Origin of the sequence: Gordonia sp. (in: high G+C Gram-positive bacteria) (assembly GCF_047606305.1) — a bacterium.
In the GTDB taxonomy this organism is placed as follows: Bacteria; Actinomycetota; Actinomycetes; order Mycobacteriales; family Mycobacteriaceae; genus Gordonia.
In genome coordinates, this window is record NZ_JASGER010000077.1 from 1 (window position 1) to 17528 (window position 17528).

16 protein-coding genes and 1 tRNA gene are annotated in these 17528 nt (G+C 69.5%); 9 read left to right on the forward strand and 8 right to left on the reverse strand.

Features of this window, described 5'->3' with window-relative positions:
- The 3 genes from QM634_RS11810 to QM634_RS11820 form a co-directional block, all read left to right on the forward strand.
- Window positions 1–226, forward strand: a 226-nt coding sequence (locus QM634_RS11810) for a TadE family type IV pilus minor pilin (protein ID WP_415042973.1), incomplete at its 5' end; no start/stop codon positions are given.
- The gene (locus QM634_RS11815) at window positions 207–572 is read left to right on the forward strand and encodes an Rv3654c family TadE-like protein (RefSeq protein WP_415042974.1); all 366 of its coding nucleotides are present in this window, start codon (window positions 207–209) and stop codon (window positions 570–572) included. The genes QM634_RS11810 and QM634_RS11815, both read left to right, overlap by 20 nt.
- 74 nt (window positions 573–646) lie before the next feature.
- On the forward strand, window positions 647–1537 hold the full coding sequence (locus QM634_RS11820; protein WP_415042975.1) for an arylamine N-acetyltransferase family protein: 891 nt from the start codon (window positions 647–649) through the stop codon (window positions 1535–1537).
- Window positions 1538–1539: 2 nt separating this feature from the next.
- On the opposite strand, the gene soxR is transcribed toward QM634_RS11820, so the two are convergent.
- Entirely contained in the window at window positions 1540–1998 is a 459-nt protein-coding gene (gene soxR / locus QM634_RS11825; RefSeq protein ID WP_415042976.1) for a redox-sensitive transcriptional activator SoxR, read from the reverse strand.
- 86 nt (window positions 1999–2084) lie between these two features.
- On the opposite strand from soxR, the gene QM634_RS11830 reads away from it, so the two are divergent.
- Window positions 2085–3962, forward strand: a complete 1878-nt coding sequence (locus QM634_RS11830) for an ABC transporter ATP-binding protein (protein ID WP_415042977.1) — start codon at window positions 2085–2087, stop codon at window positions 3960–3962.
- 27 nt (window positions 3963–3989) lie between these two features.
- Here QM634_RS11830 and QM634_RS11835 read toward each other — a convergent pair whose 3' ends face one another.
- A complete protein-coding gene (locus QM634_RS11835; protein WP_415042978.1) occupies window positions 3990–6311 on the reverse strand; it encodes a DEAD/DEAH box helicase in 2322 nt (773 codons plus the stop codon).
- A 305-nt stretch (window positions 6312–6616) separates the two neighbouring features.
- Here QM634_RS11835 and QM634_RS11840 point away from each other — a divergent pair, with 305 nt between their 5' ends.
- The 3 genes from QM634_RS11840 (at window position 6617) to topA (ending at window position 10619) form a co-directional block, all read left to right on the forward strand.
- Window positions 6617–6820, forward strand: coding sequence for a cold-shock protein (locus tag QM634_RS11840; RefSeq protein ID WP_415042979.1), 204 nt, complete (start codon window positions 6617–6619; stop codon window positions 6818–6820).
- Between the two features lie 147 nt (window positions 6821–6967).
- Entirely contained in the window at window positions 6968–7546 is a 579-nt protein-coding gene (locus QM634_RS11845) for a hypothetical protein (protein WP_415042980.1), read from the forward strand.
- 160 nt (window positions 7547–7706) lie between these two features.
- The gene (gene topA / locus QM634_RS11850) at window positions 7707–10619 is read left to right on the forward strand and encodes a type I DNA topoisomerase (RefSeq protein WP_415042981.1); all 2913 of its coding nucleotides are present in this window, start codon (window positions 7707–7709) and stop codon (window positions 10617–10619) included.
- A 2-nt stretch (window positions 10620–10621) separates the two neighbouring features.
- Here topA and QM634_RS11855 read toward each other — a convergent pair whose 3' ends face one another.
- Window positions 10622–12220 carry an adenylate/guanylate cyclase domain-containing protein gene (locus QM634_RS11855; protein WP_415042982.1) on the reverse strand — a complete coding sequence of 533 codons (1599 nt, stop codon included), beginning with the start codon at window positions 12218–12220 and terminating at the stop codon, window positions 10622–10624.
- 85 nt (window positions 12221–12305) lie between these two features.
- On the opposite strand from QM634_RS11855, the gene QM634_RS11860 reads away from it, so the two are divergent.
- Both QM634_RS11860 and QM634_RS11865 read left to right on the forward strand, forming a co-directional pair.
- Window positions 12306–13595 (forward strand): DNA polymerase III subunit delta', encoded by a 1290-nt coding sequence (locus QM634_RS11860; RefSeq protein WP_415042983.1) that lies wholly within the window; start codon window positions 12306–12308, stop codon window positions 13593–13595.
- 77 nt (window positions 13596–13672) lie between these two features.
- The gene (locus tag QM634_RS11865; protein WP_415042984.1) at window positions 13673–14104 is read left to right on the forward strand and encodes a hypothetical protein; all 432 of its coding nucleotides are present in this window, start codon (window positions 13673–13675) and stop codon (window positions 14102–14104) included.
- Between the two features lie 28 nt (window positions 14105–14132).
- Here the strand turns inward: QM634_RS11865 and QM634_RS11870 are convergent, their stop codons facing one another.
- The 5 genes from QM634_RS11870 to QM634_RS11890 form a co-directional block, all read right to left on the reverse strand.
- The gene (locus QM634_RS11870) at window positions 14133–14882 is read right to left on the reverse strand and encodes a potassium channel family protein (protein ID WP_415042985.1); all 750 of its coding nucleotides are present in this window, start codon (window positions 14880–14882) and stop codon (window positions 14133–14135) included.
- 409 nt (window positions 14883–15291) lie between these two features.
- Window positions 15292–15367 (reverse strand) — tRNA-Thr (locus tag QM634_RS11875).
- Between the two features lie 69 nt (window positions 15368–15436).
- The gene (locus tag QM634_RS11880) at window positions 15437–16198 is read right to left on the reverse strand and encodes an AAA family ATPase (protein WP_415042986.1); all 762 of its coding nucleotides are present in this window, start codon (window positions 16196–16198) and stop codon (window positions 15437–15439) included.
- The gene (locus QM634_RS11885; protein WP_415042987.1) at window positions 16195–17025 is read right to left on the reverse strand and encodes an esterase/lipase family protein; all 831 of its coding nucleotides are present in this window, start codon (window positions 17023–17025) and stop codon (window positions 16195–16197) included. The genes QM634_RS11880 and QM634_RS11885 overlap by 4 nt, the downstream gene beginning before the upstream one ends.
- A gap of 20 nt (window positions 17026–17045) precedes the next feature.
- Entirely contained in the window at window positions 17046–17522 is a 477-nt protein-coding gene (locus tag QM634_RS11890) for a M15 family metallopeptidase (protein WP_415042988.1), read from the reverse strand.
- Between the last annotated feature and the right edge of the window lie 6 nt (window positions 17523–17528).

Genomic DNA, 17528 nt, shown 5'->3' on the forward strand with positions numbered 1-17528 from the left:
CGCACGCCTCACCGCCGTCGGCGACGCCCGCGCCCGCACGGTGGGGGCGGCCGTGGCGCCGAGCGGTGCGCGGATCTCGGTGACCACCAACGGCGACGAGATCACCGTGCGGGTCGAAGCCGACGCGCCGCTGCTGCCGATGCTCACCGTGAGCGGGCACGCGGTCGCGGTGAAGGAACCCGACGGCGAGGGCGGGGAACCCGCGGATGCGCCGGCTGCTGGGTGAGGACGACGGCTCGGCCACTCCGGCGGGTGTGGCCGTGGTCGCCTGCCTGATCGCGTTGACGCTGGTCCTGGTCCACCTCGGGTCCGCGGTGCTGGGACGTCACCGTGCCGCCGCCGCGGCCGACCTCTCGGCGCTGGCCGCCGCGGCGGCGGTGCTCGCGGGCGAGGACGGATGCGCGACCGCGTCGCGGGTGGTTCGTGCGCAGGGCGACCCGGCGATGCGGCTGGCGTCCTGCACCGTCGACGGCGACTTCGTCGACGTGCGAGTCGAGGTACCGCTGAACCTGGGCCGCTTCGGCGTCGCGACGGCCCGGGCCGAGGCACGGGCGGGTCCGGTGGAATCCTGACCGTCGGAATTCAGCACTCGGCCTAGGCGTTGCACCACCCGTACGGGACGAACGCGGAGGCGAGGGTCGGGCAGATGGGCGAGTGGCACGGTGCGGAGTTGGACCTGGCGGCCCTGCTGACGCGCATCGGATTCGACGGAGAACCTGAACCGACCCTGTCGACCCTTGCGGCACTGCACCGCGCGTACACGACGACGATGCCGTTTGAGAATCTCGACATCTTTTTGGGGCGCCCGATCCCACTCGGGATCGCCGAGCTGCAGGACAAGCTCGTCCAGCGTCGACGAGGCGGCTATTGCTTCGAGCACGCGACGCTGTTCGCGGCGGCGCTCGAGGCGTTGGGCTTCCGGTTCACCGCCGCACTGGGACGGGTCAGCATGGGAGCGGCCGAGCCCATGCACCGCCCGGCCACGCACGCATTGCTCGTCGTCGAGTTCGACGACTCCAGGCGTTGTCTCTGCGACGTCGGATTCGGCCGTGGCCCGCTCGAGCCGATTCCCGTCGAGGACGGGACGGAGGTCGATCAAGAGGGTTGGCGGCTGCGGCTGACCCGGGACGCCGACGGGCCGCGCGGGTCGGCGCAGGCGTGGACGCTGTGGCAGCGGTCCGAGGTCGACGGCGCCGTCGGGTGGATCGACCGACACCGGTGGACTCTCGACCAGCGGCACCCCGTCGACTTTGCCGTCGGCAACCACTACGTCTCGACCTCCCCGCGTTCGCCGTTCACGATGCGACCGTTCGTGCAGCGGTTCCTTCCCGACCGGCAGGAGACCCTCGACGGCCGGACCTGGACCACGGTCGCGCCGGACGGCAGCGTCACGGCACAGCGCACGGTGGAGATCGAGGAGTTCCCCCAGATTCTCGACGAGCGGTTCGACGTCGAACTCACCGATACAGAGGCGACCGATCTGGTTGCCGTGCTGCCCGGCCTGCCGTGGATGCGCGAGTCGGCCGCAGCCCGGTGAGTTCAGGACTCCAACAGGCGGCGCGGACCCGGCCCGTGCTCGCCCCACCCGTCGTGCGGGTTGGCCAGTGTGCAGCGCTCCAATGACAGACATCCGCACCCGATACAGCCGGTGAAGTCGTCACGCAGCTGTTGGAGGCGGTGGATGCGATCGTCGAGGTCGGCGCGCCAGCCGGCTGACAGCTTCTCCCAGTCCGTGCGGGTGGGGGTCCGGCCCGCAGGCAGGCGGTCGAGCGCGTCGCGGATCTCGGCGAGGGGGATGCCGACCCGCTGCGCGATGCGGATCAGCGCCACCCGGCGCAGGGTGTCGCGGCGATAGCGCCGCTGATTGCCCGACGTGCGGCGGGCGGTGATCAGTCCCTCGCGCTCATAGAAGTGCAGTGCCGAGACGGCGGCGCCGCTACGCGCGGACAGTTCACCCACGGTCAGCTCCCGCTGATTCCAGGCCGGTGCGTCGGACATGACCGCCTCCTCGCTTGACCTCAACCTTACTTGATGTTTAACAGTGGTGGGACGCCGGACGATCGGCGTCGAAGGGAAGTGGACGAATGAGTATGGAGAGCACCGTGTGGAGCTCGATGTACACGACGATGTACGCGCGGCGCGACGAGCGACCGTTCAGCGCGGTGACGCTGCGGCGGATCGGCCGCTTTGCGCGGCCGCATCGTCGTCGGCTGGTCTGGTTCGCGGTGGTCAGTGTCGCCGTGGCGGTGTTGACCGTGGCGACGCCGCTGCTGGCCGGGCGCGTCATCGACGCGATCACCCATCGGTCGACGACGGGCACGGTGATCGGCCTCGCCGGCCTCATCGCGCTCGTGGCGGTTGCCGAGGCCGCGCTCGGCCTGGTCCAGCGACGACTCTCCGCGACCATCGGCGAAGGGTTGATCCTCGACCTGCGCACCGCCGTCTACGACCATGTGCAGACGCAGCCGGTCGCCTTCTTCAGCCGCACCCGCACCGGGGCGCTGGTCAGCCGCCTCAACAACGACGTGATCGGCGCGCAGCGCGCGTTCAGCGACACCTTCGCCGGGTTGGTCAGCAACGTCGTGACTCTGGTGCTGGCGCTCGTCGCGATGGTCACGCTCTCGTGGCAGATCACCCTGCTGGCACTACTCCTGCTGCCCGTCTTCCTCCTGCCGGCGCGTCGGATCGGCTCGCGCCTGGCCGGGCTGCAGCGGGAGCGGGCCGAGCACAACGCGGCGATGGGCAACCGGATGACCGAGCGCTTCTCGGCGCCGGGCGCCACGCTGATCAAGCTGTTCGGCGACCCGGCGCGCGAGTCAGCCGAGTTCGCCGCCCGGGCCGGTCGCGTCCGCGACATCGGGGTGCGCAGCGCCATGGTGCAGGAGACGTTCTACGTCGCGCTGATGCTGGTGTCGGCACTCGCGTTGGCGCTGATCTACGGGCTCGGCGGCTACTTCTCGCTGCGCGGTCAGCTGCAGGCGGGCACCGTCGTCGCCCTGGCGATGCTCCTCACCCGCCTCTATGCCCCGCTCACGGCGTTGGCCAACGCGCGGCTGGAGGTGATGAGTGCGATGGTCAGCTTCGAGCGGGTCTTCGAGGTCCTCGACCTCCCGCCGCTGATCACCGACTCACCCACCGCCGTCCCCGTGCCCGACGGCCCGCTCGACGTCGAGTTCGACGGTGTCCGATTCGCCTACCCGTCGGCCGACCGCGTCTCACTCGCCTCGCTCGAGGAGGTTGCCGTCCTCGACCCGCGGGCGGGGAGCACGGTGTTGCACGACGTGTCGTTCCGCGTCCCGGCCAGCAAGACCGTCGCCCTCGTGGGGTCGTCGGGAGCGGGAAAGTCGACGATCGCCGCGCTGGTTCCGCGGCTATACGACGTCGACGGCGGCGCCGTGCTCGTCGGCGGGCGCGATGTGCGCGAGCTGGAAGCGGCGTCGCTGCGGCGAGCGGTCGGCATGGTCACCCAGGACGGGCACCTGTTCCACGACACCGTGCGCGCCAACCTGACTCTCGGTCTGCCCGATGCCACCGACGAGCAGCTGTGGGACGCGCTACGACGAGCGCGACTGGTCGACCTGGTCGAGGCGTTGCCCGACGGCCTGGACACCGTCGTCGGTGAGCGCGGCTACCGCTTCTCCGGTGGGGAGCGGCAGCGCATGACGATCGCCCGCGTCCTGCTGGCGCAACCACGGGTGGTGATCCTCGACGAGGCGACGGCCCATCTCGACTCGACGTCGGAGGCAGCCGTCCAAGCGGCACTCGGCGAAGCACTGGCCGGGCGGACGGCCCTGGTCATCGCCCATCGACTCTCGACCGTCCGGCAGGCCGATCAGATCCTCGTCGTCGAAGCCGGGCGCATCGTCGAGTCCGGCACCCACGACGAGCTGCTCGCCGCCGACGGCCGCTACGCGCAGCTGTACCGCACCCAGTTCGATGACGTCGATGAGACAGCGGCTTGACGAGAGTCCTGAGATCTTTCGTGATGATCAGCCTGCAGATCGAGCGGAATCACGCCCAAGAAGCTCAAGCACCGCAATAGCCCCGGCCTTGTCGAGCGGCTCGTTGCCGTTGCCGCACTTGGGTGACTGCACGCAGGACGGACAGCCCTTCTCGCACCCGCACGACGACACCGCTTCATGGGTGGCGCGCACCCATTCGTCGAAGGCCTCGTAGCCGCGATCGGCGAAGCCTGCCCCACCGGGATAGCCGTCGTAGACGTAGACCGTCGGCAAACCCGTGTCGGCGTGGATGTTCGTCGACAGCCCACCGATATCCCACCGGTCGCATGTCGCGACCAGCGGCAACATGCCGATCATCGCGTGCTCGGCGGCGTGCAGCGCACCGGGAAGGTTGACGTCGGTGATCCCGGCGCCGGCCAGCGCCTCGGGGGTGAGGGTGTACTGCACGGCCCGCGTCGGCAGCGTTTGCGGCGGAAGGTCCAGTTCCACCGAGTCGAGGATCTCCCCGCTGTGCAGCTTGCGCAGGTAGCCGACGACCTGCGAGGTCACCTCCACCTCGACCAACCCCACGTGCAGCGGTCCGCGGTCCCACTCGCGGATGGTGTCGACCACCGCCACCTCGGTGGTCTCGCGCGGCGACGTCGTCCAATCCGGTTCCTCCGGATGCACCAGCGCCAACCCGTCCTCCAGGTCGAGGTCGTCGACGACGAAGGACGCGCCCTGGTGGATGTGGACGGCACCGGGGTGGACCGTCGAGAGCGCCCGAACGGTGTCGACGGTGCCGAGCAACCGCGACGTCGACGTGTCGACGATCAGGATCTGCCCGCCGATGCCGCCGCGGATGTCGATATCGGCGTGCGGCTCCACCCCGGCCGCGAGGTACCAGCCGGCCTTGCGCCGCCGCAGCAGTCCCTCCCCGGTCAACTCGTCGACGGCCTCGGCAACGCCCAGCCATTCCACCTCCGCCGGCTTCAACGGCAGTTCGGCGGCCGCGCACAACAGGTGCGGCTTGAGCACGTACGGGTTCATCGGATCGAAGACGGTCGCCTCCACCGGCTTGTGCAGGAGTGCCTCCGGGTGGTGCACGAGGTAGGTGTCCAGCGGGTCGTCGCGCGCGATGAGCACGACCGCCGACGCCGCTCCCCGTCGCCCGGCACGACCGGCCTGCTGCCAGAAGGACGCGACCGTCCCCGGGTAGCCGGCGATCACCACCGCGTCCAGACCGCTGATGTCCACGCCCAACTCGAGTGCGTTGGTCGTCGCAATGCCGAGCAGTTCGCCGTCGGCGATGGCGCGCTCCAACCGTCGCCGGTCGTCGGCGAGATAGCCCGCGCGATAGGCGGCCACCCGCCCCGCCAACTCGGGGGCCGACGACTCCAGCAACCCGGCCGCGGTGCGTGCGGTGATCTCCGCCCCGCGTCGGCTGCGCACGAAACAGAGCGTCCGCGCGCCCTCGATGACGAAGTCCGCCAGGATGCGCCCGGCCTCGGCACCCGCCGACCGTCGCACCGGTGCGCCGTTCTCCCCGGTGACCTCCGGAAGGAAATCCGGCTCCCAGAGTGCGACGGTTCTCTCCCCGGTGGGTGAGGAGTCGTGGGTCACTTCCACCGCGGGCTCGCCGATCAACCGGGTCAGCGTCCGCGCGGGCTCGGCGGTGGTGGCACTGGCCGCGATGACGACCGGCTCGGCGCCGGCCGCGCGGGCCACTCGCAATAACCGTCGCAGCACCAGTGCCGTGTGTGCTCCGAACACCCCGCGATAGTGGTGGCACTCGTCGACGACGATGAACTTCAGCTGCCGCAAGAACTGCTGCCAGCGGTGGTGGCCGGACAGGATCCCGATGTGCAGCATGTCCGGATTGGTGAACAGCACGCGCGAGTTCGCCCGCGCCCACTGACGCATCTGCGCGTCGGTGTCCCCGTCGTAGGTGCACGGCGCCAACCTCGCGAATTCCGGGTTCGTCGCGAGAATCGTTGTCAGAGAGCGCAATTGGTCGACGCCGAGCGCCTTGGTGGGCGATAGGTACAGGGCGGTCGAGGCATGGTCGTGGAGCAGGCGCTGCAACACCGGCAGTTGATAGGCGAGCGATTTGCCCGACGCCGTGCCGGTGGAGATGACCACGTGGCGGCCGGCGTGCGCGTGCTCGGCGGCCTCGATCTGGTGGCGCCACGGACGGTGAAGCCCCAGGTCGGCGTAGGCGGCGACGATGTCCGGGTCCAGCCACGACGGCCAGTCGACATGCTCGGCGACGGCCGCCTCGATCACCTCGGTGTGGGTGACCGGCGAGGCGTCGGGGTCGGTTCCGGCGAGGGCGGCGCGCAGCAACTCCTCCCCGTAGGAATCGCTCATCTCGCCCCAAATCCCGCCCGCGGCACACGTTCGGGCCGTCCCTGCAATCTAGCGATTGCGTGACGAGTTCGGCGCAATCGGGTCGGTGGACTATCGCGGCGCCCCGGAACGTGATTGACTGAACTCGGTCGCACGATTTGACCGTGTCTCGGGGGATCTCCCCGCCGCAGTCCGAATCTTGTTGCGAGCGTTGTACTTGGGTTGGTTCGCGGGCTCCGCAGGCTTTCACTCAGAATGGCGGTCGGAACCGACCACGACGCGAGACATCCTCGGTCGCAATCAGTAAATATGTAAGGAATTCTGGAATGGCACAGGGAACTGTGAAGTGGTTCAACGCGGAAAAGGGCTTCGGCTTCATCGCCCCCGACGAGGGAAACGGTGACGTGTTTGTGCACTACTCGGAGATTCAGGGATCCGGTTTCCGCACCCTGGAAGAGAACCAGCGCGTCGAGTTCGAGGTCGGCCAGGGCAGCAAGGGCCCGCAGGCTACCGGCGTTCGCGCCGTCTAAGACCTCGGGTCGCTGACGCGAACCACGAGACCAACACCGCGCCCGTCGCGTCCGGATCACCTCCGGACCGGCGGGCGCGGTTGTTTCTGCCGGTCATCGGGAGCCGCCGTACCGGCGATGTAACACGATCGCCGTAGCATTGGGGGCGTGAGCCAGCTCGCCTTCTTCTCCGCGGATACCGACGATCCGTCGCTTGCCGACGTCGCCGGTCTCCTCGCGGGCACCGGGCAGGCGGTCCCGATGGCCGGCGGAACGCGGGTTTCGGTCGTCGTCGACGCGCAGTGGCGCGCCCTGGCCCTCGCCGACGAGCTGACGGCCATCGGGCTCGACGTCGAGCTCACCCATTCCGAAGAGGGGTCGCCGGTCGTGCGCACCGAGCCGACGGCACTGCTCGACGACTTGCGCGAACAGTGGTCGTCGGGCGCGGTGAAGGCGGTGCCGCCGGGCTGGACGCCGACCGCCCGCGCGCTGCGGCAGTGGGCCATCGCCTCGGGCCGCCGCGACGGCGACAAGTACCTGCTCGGGCTGGACCCACACGCCCCCGACACCCATCCGGCCCTCGCCACGGCGCTCATGCGCGTGGGCGTCGCGCCGATCCTCACCGGCACCCGAGGGGGCGATCCGGGGCTGCGGATCGCCGGAAAACGACGGGTGACGCGATTCGTCGAGATGGTCGGCGCCCCGCCACAACAGCCCGGTGCCGCACAATTCTGGCCAACCTTCTGACGTCGACGCGGATTTCACCGGTGACCAGCGACGACGGCGTGCACCGGCCGGAAATGCCGCGCCGGGAACCGCTACCGTATGTGCAGTAGCACCCATATATAAGGTAGAAACCTCACCAGCGGGGTGCATCCGGCACTCCGAGGTGAACTGAGGGACGCCCGTGGCAAAGACCGACACCGCATCGCCCGGATCGGGCCGGACTCGACGACTCGTGATCGTCGAGTCGCCCACCAAGGCGCGCAAGATCGCCGGGTACCTCGGAAGCGACTACGTCGTCGAATCGTCGCGCGGCCACATCCGCGACCTTCCGCGCGGCGCCGCCGACGTCCCCGCGAAGTACAAGGGTCAGCCGTGGGCGCGCTTGGGCGTCAACGTCGAAGACAACTTCGAGCCGCTCTACGTGGTGTCCCCGGACAAGAAGTCCACCGTCACCGAACTCAAGCAGCTCCTCAAAGAGGTCGACGAGCTCTACCTCGCCACCGATGGTGACCGCGAGGGCGAGGCGATCGCCTGGCACCTGCTGGAGATCCTCAAGCCCAAGGTCCCGGTCAAGCGGATGGTGTTCCACGAGATCACCGAGCCCGCCATCCGGGCCGCCGCCGAGAGCCCTCGCGAACTCGACATCGACCTCGTCGACGCGCAGGAGACCCGGCGCATCCTCGACCGCCTCTACGGCTACGAGGTGTCGCCCGTGCTGTGGAAGAAGGTCATGCCGAAGCTGTCGGCGGGCCGCGTGCAGTCGGTCGCGACGCGGATCATCGTCGACCGCGAGCGTGAGCGCATGGCGTTCGTCTCCGCCGACTACTGGGACCTCGCCGCCACGCTCGACGCGGGCAAGGAGGCGACCCCGCCGACCTTCTCCTCGCGCCTGGTGAGCGTCGACGGCCAGCGCGTCGCCGCCGGACGTGACTTCGGCTCCGACGGCAAGCTGCGCAAGGCCGACGGCGTCGTCGTCCTCGACGAGACTCGTGCCCGCGCCCTCGCCGCCGGGCTGGACAAGGCGACGCTGACCGTCGCCTCGGTGGAGGAGAAGCCGTACACCCGCCGGCCCTACGCGCCGTTCATGACCTCGACGCTGCAGCAGGAGGCCGGGCGCAAGCTGCGCTTCACCTCCGACCGCACGATGCGCATCGCGCAGCGGCTGTACGAGAACGGCTACATCACCTACATGCGCACCGACTCGACGACGCTGAGCGAGTCGGCGATCACCGCGGCGCGCGCCCAGGCCCGCGACCTCTACGGCGACAACTACGTCCACCCGACGCCGCGCCAGTACACCCGCAAGGTGAAGAACGCCCAGGAGGCGCACGAGGCGATCCGCCCGGCCGGCGACAGCTTCCGCACCCCCGGTCAGGTCGCCTCGGCCCTGAACGCCGACGAGTTCAAGCTCTACGAGCTGATTTGGCAGCGGACGGTCGCGTCGCAGATGGCCGACGCCAAGGGCACGACGATGAGCGTGCGCATCAACGGCGCCGCCTCCGGCGGCGAGCAGGTCACCTTCTCCTCGTCGGGCCGCACCATCACCTTCCCCGGCTTCCTGTCGGCCTACGTCGAGACCGTCGACGAGCAGGCCGGCGGCCAGGCCGACGACGAGGAGCGCCGCCTGCCGCAGCTGCGCGAGGGTCAGACCCTGACCGCCGCCGAGCTCACCGCCGACGGGCACTCCACCAATCCGCCGGCCCGCTACACCGAGGCCTCGCTGGTCAAGGTGCTCGAGGACCTGGGCATCGGCCGCCCGTCGACCTACGCGTCGATTATCGGCACCATCCAGGACCGCGGCTACGTGGTGAAGAAGGGCAGTGCCCTCGTCCCGCAGTGGGTCGCGTTCGCCGTCGTCGGTCTGCTCGAGGGCTACTTCGAGAGCCTCGTCGACTACGACTTCACCGCCTCCCTCGAGGACGATCTGGACCAGATCGCCGCGGGCGAGGCCAATCGCACGCAGTGGCTGTCGGACTTCTACTTCGGCGACGCCGAGGGGTCGGGCACGGGCAGCGCCAAGCGCGACGTGGCCCACGCCGGCGGCCTCAAGAAGCTCGTCGGGGTGAACCTGGAGGAGATCGACGCCCGCGAGGTCAACTCGATCCACCTGTTCGACGATTCCGAAGGCCGCCCGGTCTACGTCCGCGTCGGCCGCTTCGGCCCGTACCTGGAGCGCTCGGTGACCGCCGCCGGTGCCGCCGAGCCGGAACTGCAGCGCGCGAACCTGCCCGCCGACATGACGCCCGACGAGCTCACCCTGGAGGTCGCCGAGAAGCTCTTCGCGACGCCGCAGGAGGGTCGCACGCTCGGCGTCGACCCGGTCTCCGGAAACGAGATCGTCGTCAAGGAGGGCCGCTTCGGTCCGTACGTCACCGAGATCCTGCCCCCCGACGACGAGGACGGCGAGGCGCCCGCGCTGACCGTCCCGGCCGGTCCGACGCCCCTCGACGGCGGCGAGGCGCCGGTTCCGCTGGACGTCGACGAGGGTTCCGGCGCGACGAAGACCGCGAAGAAGACGGCCAAGAAGACCGCCAAGAAGGCGGCGAAGAAGACCGGTCCCAAGCCGCGCACCGGGTCGTTGTTCAAGTCGATGACTCCCGCGACGGTCACCCTCGAGGAGGCGCTGCGACTGCTGTCGCTGCCGCGCGTCGTCGGTGTCGACCCGGCGACCAACGAGGAGATCACCGCACAGAACGGTCGCTATGGGCCGTACCTGAAGAAGGGTGCGGACTCGCGGTCGCTGGCCGGCGAGGAACAGCTCTTCGAGATCACGCTCGAGGAGGCGCTCAAGATCTACGCCGAGCCCAAGCGCCGCGGTCGTGCGGCCGCCGCGCCTCCGCTGCGCGAACTGGGCAACGACTCGGTGAGCGAGAAGCCGATGGTCATCAAGGACGGCCGCTTCGGCCCGTACGTCACCGACGGTGAGACCAACGCGAGCCTGCGCAAGGGCGATGAGGTCGCGACCATCACCCCGGAGCGGGCGATGGAGCTGCTGGCCGACCGTCGCGCCCGTGGACCGGTGAAGCGCACGGCGAAGAAGACCGCGGCCAAGAAGACGACGGCGAAGAAGGCCGCGGTCAAGAAGAAGGCCTGAGGCTAGGCGTCGGCGGCGTCCGCGGCCTTGCCGGGGCGGCCGATGGTCCTGTCGTCGGCGTTGGACTCGGAGATCGGCTCGATCTTCGGGCGGGCGAGCAGGGTCTCGATACCCCTGCCGCGCAGCTCCACGCCCTCACCGATCTCCCAGTGCGTCGCCTCCTCGTCGTCGCCGAGGAAGACCGCACGGGCCGATCCGAGCACGCGCGTCGGCTCGTCCTTGGCGAGCTCGGTCAGTCGGGCGGCCTCGTTGACCGGGTCGCCGATGACGGTGTACTCCAGGCGCTGCTCGGAACCGATGTGCCCGGCGACCGCGCGGCCGGCCGAGACGCCGATGCCGAAGTCCGTGTCGCCCAGGGTCGTCTCCAGTTCGATCCGCAGCTCGCGCGCGGCGGCCAGCGCCCGACCTGCGAAGTTGTCGAGCTCGAGCGGGGCGCCGAAGATCGCCAGCGCCGCGTCGCCCTGGAACTTGTTGACGAAGCCGCCGTGTCGGCCGACGACGTCGACGACGACCCGGAAGAACTCGTTGAGCAGGTCGACGACCTCGCGCGGCGCGTTCTGCACGGCCAGGCGCGTCGACCCGACGATGTCCACGAACAGGATGCCGACGTAGCGGTCCTCACCGCCCAGCTCGGTGCCCGTCTCGACGGCGCGGCGGGCGACGTCCTCACCGACGTAGCGGCCGAACAGGTTGCGCAGCTGGTTCCGCTCGCGCAGGTCGGAGACCATCTCGTTGAAGCCCGCCTGCAGCAGGCCGACGTCGCTGCCGTCGTAGATCCGCACCGACGTGTTGAGGTCGCCGTCGCGGACGCGGCTCATCGCCCGGCGCAGCTGGGTGATCGGGTCGTTGATGGCGCTGACCAGTCGGTACACCGCGAGGATGCCGAAGACGACGGCCGCGATGGACATCCAGATGATCGGCCGGATGACGGTGCGCGCGTCGGCGATGCCGAACGGCACGCAGAGTGCCATGCCGGCGATCGTCAGCAGCGGCAGGGCCACGGCGATGAGCCAGAAGACGGTGATGCGCGTCGAGACGCTGGGCGCCTGCGCGGAGTCGGGATCGTTGGCCATCGCCGCGACGGTGATGGGTCGCAGCACCTTCTCGCACTGCATGTAGCTCAGCGCGCCGGTCACGATGCCGCCGACGAAGCTGCCGAGGGCGACCATGATCGCGGTCTTGGGGGAGTCCAGCCAGGTCATGAACGTCAGCAGTCCGCCACCGATGACCCACAGGATGCCGTTGGACAGCGTCAGCATCCACGGCAGTGCGAGTGCGCGCCGCCGGGCGAAGTCGTTGTCCAGTCGGGTGCGGCGGCGGTGCCAGATCAGCACCGGCAGCGAGAGCTGGATGCTCAGCAACATGCTGGCGATCGTGCCGATGAGCAGGTAGGCGACGAAGACGATCTGGTTGCGCGCCGAGCCCTCGGTGAAGGTGACGGCGTAGTCGCTGGCCATGCCGAAGCGCAGGAAGGCGAAGGTGAAGATCGCGCCGATCATGTTGGCGCGCACCAGGTCCAGGGCGAGGATCGGCCACGGCGTACGGGCCAGCCACCGTGCGGTGTGCACGGCTGACGCCCATCGAGACCGCTTGTCGACCATGGCTTCAAGATTAGCTAAGTGCTTGCAATTGTTAAACACCCGAAGCGGCGGCTCGAGCGTCCGAGGAGGCCGATAGGCTGGTGGCGTGGCAGGGGTGTTCGATCGGCTGGTGGGCCAACACGGCGTCGTCGACGAGCTCCGTGCTGCCGCCAAGGGCGCGGTCGCCGCGTCGCGCCGACTGGACGAGAAGGCCTCCGGCGCGGTCTCAATGTTCGACTCCGACGCAGGTCAGGGCCTAGAAACCGTCGCAGCTGATCGGGCCGCCATGACACACTCGTGGCTGTTCACCGGTCCGCCCGGATCGGGTCGTTCGGTCGCCGCGACCTGCTTCGCCGCGGCCCTGCAGTGCCACTCCGAGGACGACCCGGGGTGTGGCGAATGTCGCGCCTGCAGCACTGTGATGAATCGCACCCACGCCGACGTGCGCCATGTTGTGCCACAGGGGCTGAGCCTGTCGGTCGCCGAGATCCGCGACGTCGTGCAAGCGGCCGCGCGCCGTCCGGCGACCGGTCGCTGGCAGATCGTCGTCGTCGAAGACGCCGACCGGTTGACCGAGGCGGCCGCGAATGCCCTGCTGAAGGTCGTGGAGGAGCCGCCCGCGCGGACCGTGTTCCTGCTGTGTGCCCCATCGGTGGATCCCGAGGACATCTCGGTGACGCTGAAGTCGCGTTGTCGGCACGTGCCGCTGGCCATCGCGCCGGCGGCCGACATCGAGCGCGTGCTCATCGAGCGCGACGGGATCGACCCGGCGAACGCGGCCTGGGCGGCGTCGGTCTGCGGCGGACACATCGGCCGGGCCAAGCGCCTCGCCACCGACCAGGGCGCCCGCGAACAACGGATGGCCGCTCTGGGCCTGGCGCGGGCCGCCGCCGTTCCGGCGCGCGCCTACGCCGCCGCCGAAGACCTCGTGAAGTCTGCGGAGGCGGCCGCCAAGGCGATCAGCGCCGAGAAGGACGAGGCCGAGGTCGAGGAGCTGATGACGGCGTTCGGCGCCGGTGGCACCGGCAAGGGGACCGCCCGGTCGACCCGCGGCAGCGCCGGTGCGATCAAGGACCTGGAGAAGCGGCAGAAGTCGCGGGCCACCCGCACCGCGCGCGACGTGCTGGACCTGGCGCTGATGGACCTGGCCGGGCTGTTCCGCGACGCGCTGATGGTGTCGTCGGGGGCGCACGTCACCGCCATGCACCCCGACCAGGCCGACCAGGTCGCCGGACTGGCCAACTATGCGACGAGCCGTCAGCTGCTCACCTGTATCGACGCGGTCCTCGAGTGCCGCGAGGTGCTCGACTTCAACGTGAAGCCGAAGTTCGCCGTCGACGCCATGGTCGCGACCATCGGGCAGGCGCTCGCGAACAGTGGGCGGACAATCAGGTAGTCACATACTCGTTTGACGGCGTCTCGGTTGATTGACGATGTTCTTGCTCCTCAGCAATCAACCCACGGAGGTCCCCGATGAGCACCATGAAGACGGCGTCGATTCTCGTCGCCATGTCCGCCGCTTCGGCCGCCACGTTCGGCGTCATGAGCCCGGCCGCGGCAGTCACCGAGAATCACACGATTGGCCACTTGTGTTCGGCGTGGGGCGGCGACTGCGGCCCCGCCGACACGTTCACCGTTTCCGCGTCGACGATCAGAATGATCGTGACCAACCGGGGCTGCTCGGAGATCTCGGGCGTGATGTTCGTCGACGGTCGGCCGTCACCGCACTTCACCATCTCCGAAGGACAGTCCAGCCCGGTGTTCAAGTTGAGTGTGCCGGCGGCCAGTCACAAGGTCGGCGTCGTCGCCTCGGCGCGGGTGGGCAGCTGCCCGGCGACCGTCTCGAAGCGAGTGAAAGGCGATTTGAACGTCCAGACCGATCTCGACGCCCTGATGGCCAGCTGACCCCGACGGCGCCGCGGGGGTCGACGGTTCAGTCGGCTCCCGCGCCCTTTTCCTCGCGCAGGGCGGCCACCTCGGCGCGCAACTGTCGCACCTCGTCGGTCAGGGCGAGCACGGCGGCGTGCGTCTGTTCCTCCACCTTCTCGGCATCCTCGATCGCCTCGACGAGCCAGGAGGCGACGAAGGCGGTGACGACACCGAGCAGGGCGATGCCCGCGAACATGAGGGTGACCGCCACCGACCGGCCGACGACGGTTTCGGGCACCTTGTCGCCGTAGCCGACGGTCGTCATGGTGGTGATCGCCCACCAGAGACCGTCGCCGACGCCGTTGATGTTCGATCCGGGACGGCCGCGCTCGGCCTCGGTGATGGCCAACGACGACACGGTCAGCAGCAGGATCGCACCGCCGAAGGCGTACACCGCGACCCGCCCGCGCAGCGACCGCGTCCCCACCCGGTTCAGCACCGACAGCAGCGTGATCAACCGCAGCATGCGCAACGGACGGGCCATCGGCAGGATCAGGATCACCAGGTCGAACAGGTGGTGGGTGAAGAATCGCCAGCGGTCGCGGGCGCGCAGCAGCCGCACCAGGTATTCGGCGATGAACAGCGCCCACACGGCGACGGTCACGATCCCGCAGATCCGTCGACCGGTCGCGCTCAGTGCGGGGTGCAGGATCGGCGCGGCATACGCGGCCAGGAACAGCAGCGAGGCGACGATCATCAACCATTCACCGGCGTGCGAGTCGAGCGTGCGGGTGACGGTGGTGCGGGCGTTCACGGTTCCAGCCTGTCAGACCGGGAAACCGCGGTGGAGCCGCCTAGGAGAATCGAACCCGCGTGGTCGGCGCGTACGCCAGAGCCTCCGGACGTCCGGGAGCGCGTCGCCAGTCATCGCCCCGGTGATAGCGTGACTCTCTTCGCCATTGGCGGAGTATCCGAGGAGGTTCGATGCCGAACCATCACCCGTCCCGCTCGTGGCGAGGTTGTGCGATGTGCAAGCCACAGAAGCGCCGCGGCAAAGGCCGTCCGGAGCGCGACCCTGTCGCGGTGCGCCGCAAACTCGGTCAGGCCCGCCGCTATTCACGGCACGACGTCGGAGACTGAGCGCGGTGGCCGCCCCACAGCCACATCGCGCAAACGGCACAATCTGGCGGATCTAGAGTCTGAACCGGCGTCTGTGCCGGTAATGGAGCCGCCTAGGAGAATCGAACTCCTGACCTATTCATTACGAGTGAATTGCTCTACCGACTGAGCTAAGGCGGCGTGCCGCGCTGGGCAGCGAGACTGAGTGTATCGGCAACGTCGACGCAGACCAAAACCGGTTTGCGCGCCTCAGTCCGTCGCCAGCAGGTGGCGCAGATAGCGGTCCGGTGCGGCGAGGAAATCGCGGGTGAGGCGCACCGGTGGCGCGTCGTCGTAGTCGACGCGGGCGATCGTTCCCTCGTCGTCGATGGCGAAGATCGTGGCTCCGGGCAGCGCCAGCAGGATCGGCGAGTGCGTGGCGATGAGGAACTGGCTGCCGCGGTCGACGAGGTCGGCCATGAGGGCCATCACGGTCAGGCAGGCCTGCGGTGAGAGGGCAGCCTCCGGCTCGTCCATCACATACAGCCCACCGGGGAAGAACCGCGACCGAATCACGTCGACGAACGACTCCCCGTGCGAGCGCTCGTGCGGGGAGACGCCGCCGAACACGTCGAGCTGCTCGGGGCCGAGGTCCTCGGTCGCGGTGGCGACGTTGTAGAAGGACTCGGCGCGCAGGAAGAAGCGGCTGCGCGGCTTGAGCGGGCCCCAGGTGGGGAACAGGTTGTCGGCGAGGTCGGATTCGGTGGAGCGCGTCGTGAAGCGGTAGTTCTGGCTGCCGCCCTCGGCGTTGAGGCCGACGGCCACGGCGATTGCCTCGATCAGCGTCGACTTTCCGCTGCCGTTCTCGCCGACGAAGAAGGTGACCCCGCCGGGGATCTCGAGGCCCTCGTCGGCCAGGTGCTCGACCACGGGCAGGTTGAACGGATAGCGGTCGCCGTCGTAGGAGCCGCCGACGCCGATCCGCTGGATGAACCGACCGGGCTCGCCGGCGCGATCGTCGAGCCCGGTCATTCGGGGAATTCGTTCTCGCCGCACGGCACCCGGACCCGATGGGCGGGGTCGAGCGCGTTGCGGACGAGGGCGCCCACCGTCGGCGAGAAGGCCATCCCGACGTGGCCCACGCGCGACGCCGGGCAGACGTGCTGGATCAGCGTGTTCGTGATGCCGGGCCCGGGCGGCATGAGGGTGACCGGATACGGGGTCGAGATGTGGTCGAACCGCGTCGCCAGGTTCACGTAGCGGATCCCGGGATGACGCGGCCCCCAATAGTTCTGACCCGGTGCCCGGGCGGGCAGGGCGTGTTGGAGCTCGTCGACGTCACTGTGCCCGCGGCTGGAGGCCGACAGTCCGACGATGGTGCCGATGCGGGAGGCGCGGCGCTGTGAGGCGAGCTGGGCGATCGGGCCGCCCTGGGAGTGGCCGATCAGGTCGACCTTGGCGGCACCGGTCGCGGCGAGCACCCGGTCGAGGAACGGCACGACTTGGCGGTAGGCCGACGCTTCGCGCTTGGCGAGGCCGCCGGTGTTGCCGCTCCAACTCGTCTGGCCGTAGGTGAGGCTGAAGACGCAGTAGCCGGCGTTCGCGAGCATCGGGGACAGGTACGCGAAGTTGGCCGCCTGGTTCATGGCGGTCGCGTGCAGCAGCACGACGGGATTGTGGCCGCTGTGGCACGACCACCGGTTCGCCCCGGGTGGGGGCGTCTGCGCGGAGGCGAAATAGTTGGCGGCGATCGCCGTCGGGACGTCGGTGGTCACCGGGAAAGGAACGGCTTGTGCGGCACCCGCGCCGGTCCCGATCAGGACGGCGGCCGCTGCGGAGAGGCTGGCGAGAAGGCGCATGACCCGATTCTGCAGCAGACCTAGTGTCGGCGGGCGGCACTGGGCAGCATCGGCGGGCACGGGGTGCCCGGGAACGTGACCGCCTCGAAGTGCCACCACTCGTTGGCGTAGGTGCGGCACAGTCCGTATCGGTTGCCGTTGCGCTCGAGCCAGAGGGCACCGCGACGCGGGCCGACGTCGATCGCGCGGCCGCTCACGTGGGTCGAGCGCGACGGCGGCAGGACCCAGCGCTGGGCCTCGCCGGGGCTGCCGTACTCCTTGATGCCCGCGCGCCACATGCGGTCCTGCTCGGCCCACGACCGTTTGCCCGAGGTGATCCACAGCGGCACACCCTCGAGATCGGCCTGCGCCTTGGCCAACTGGTAGGCGATTGCCAATTCGGGCACCAGGCCGGCGGTCGAGCCGGGGGCCGCGTGGGCGGTCGTCGCGGCGACGGCGGGCAGGGCCAGGGCACCGACGAGGGCGGCACCGGCGGTCAGCGTGCGAAGCGAGGACATGGGCTC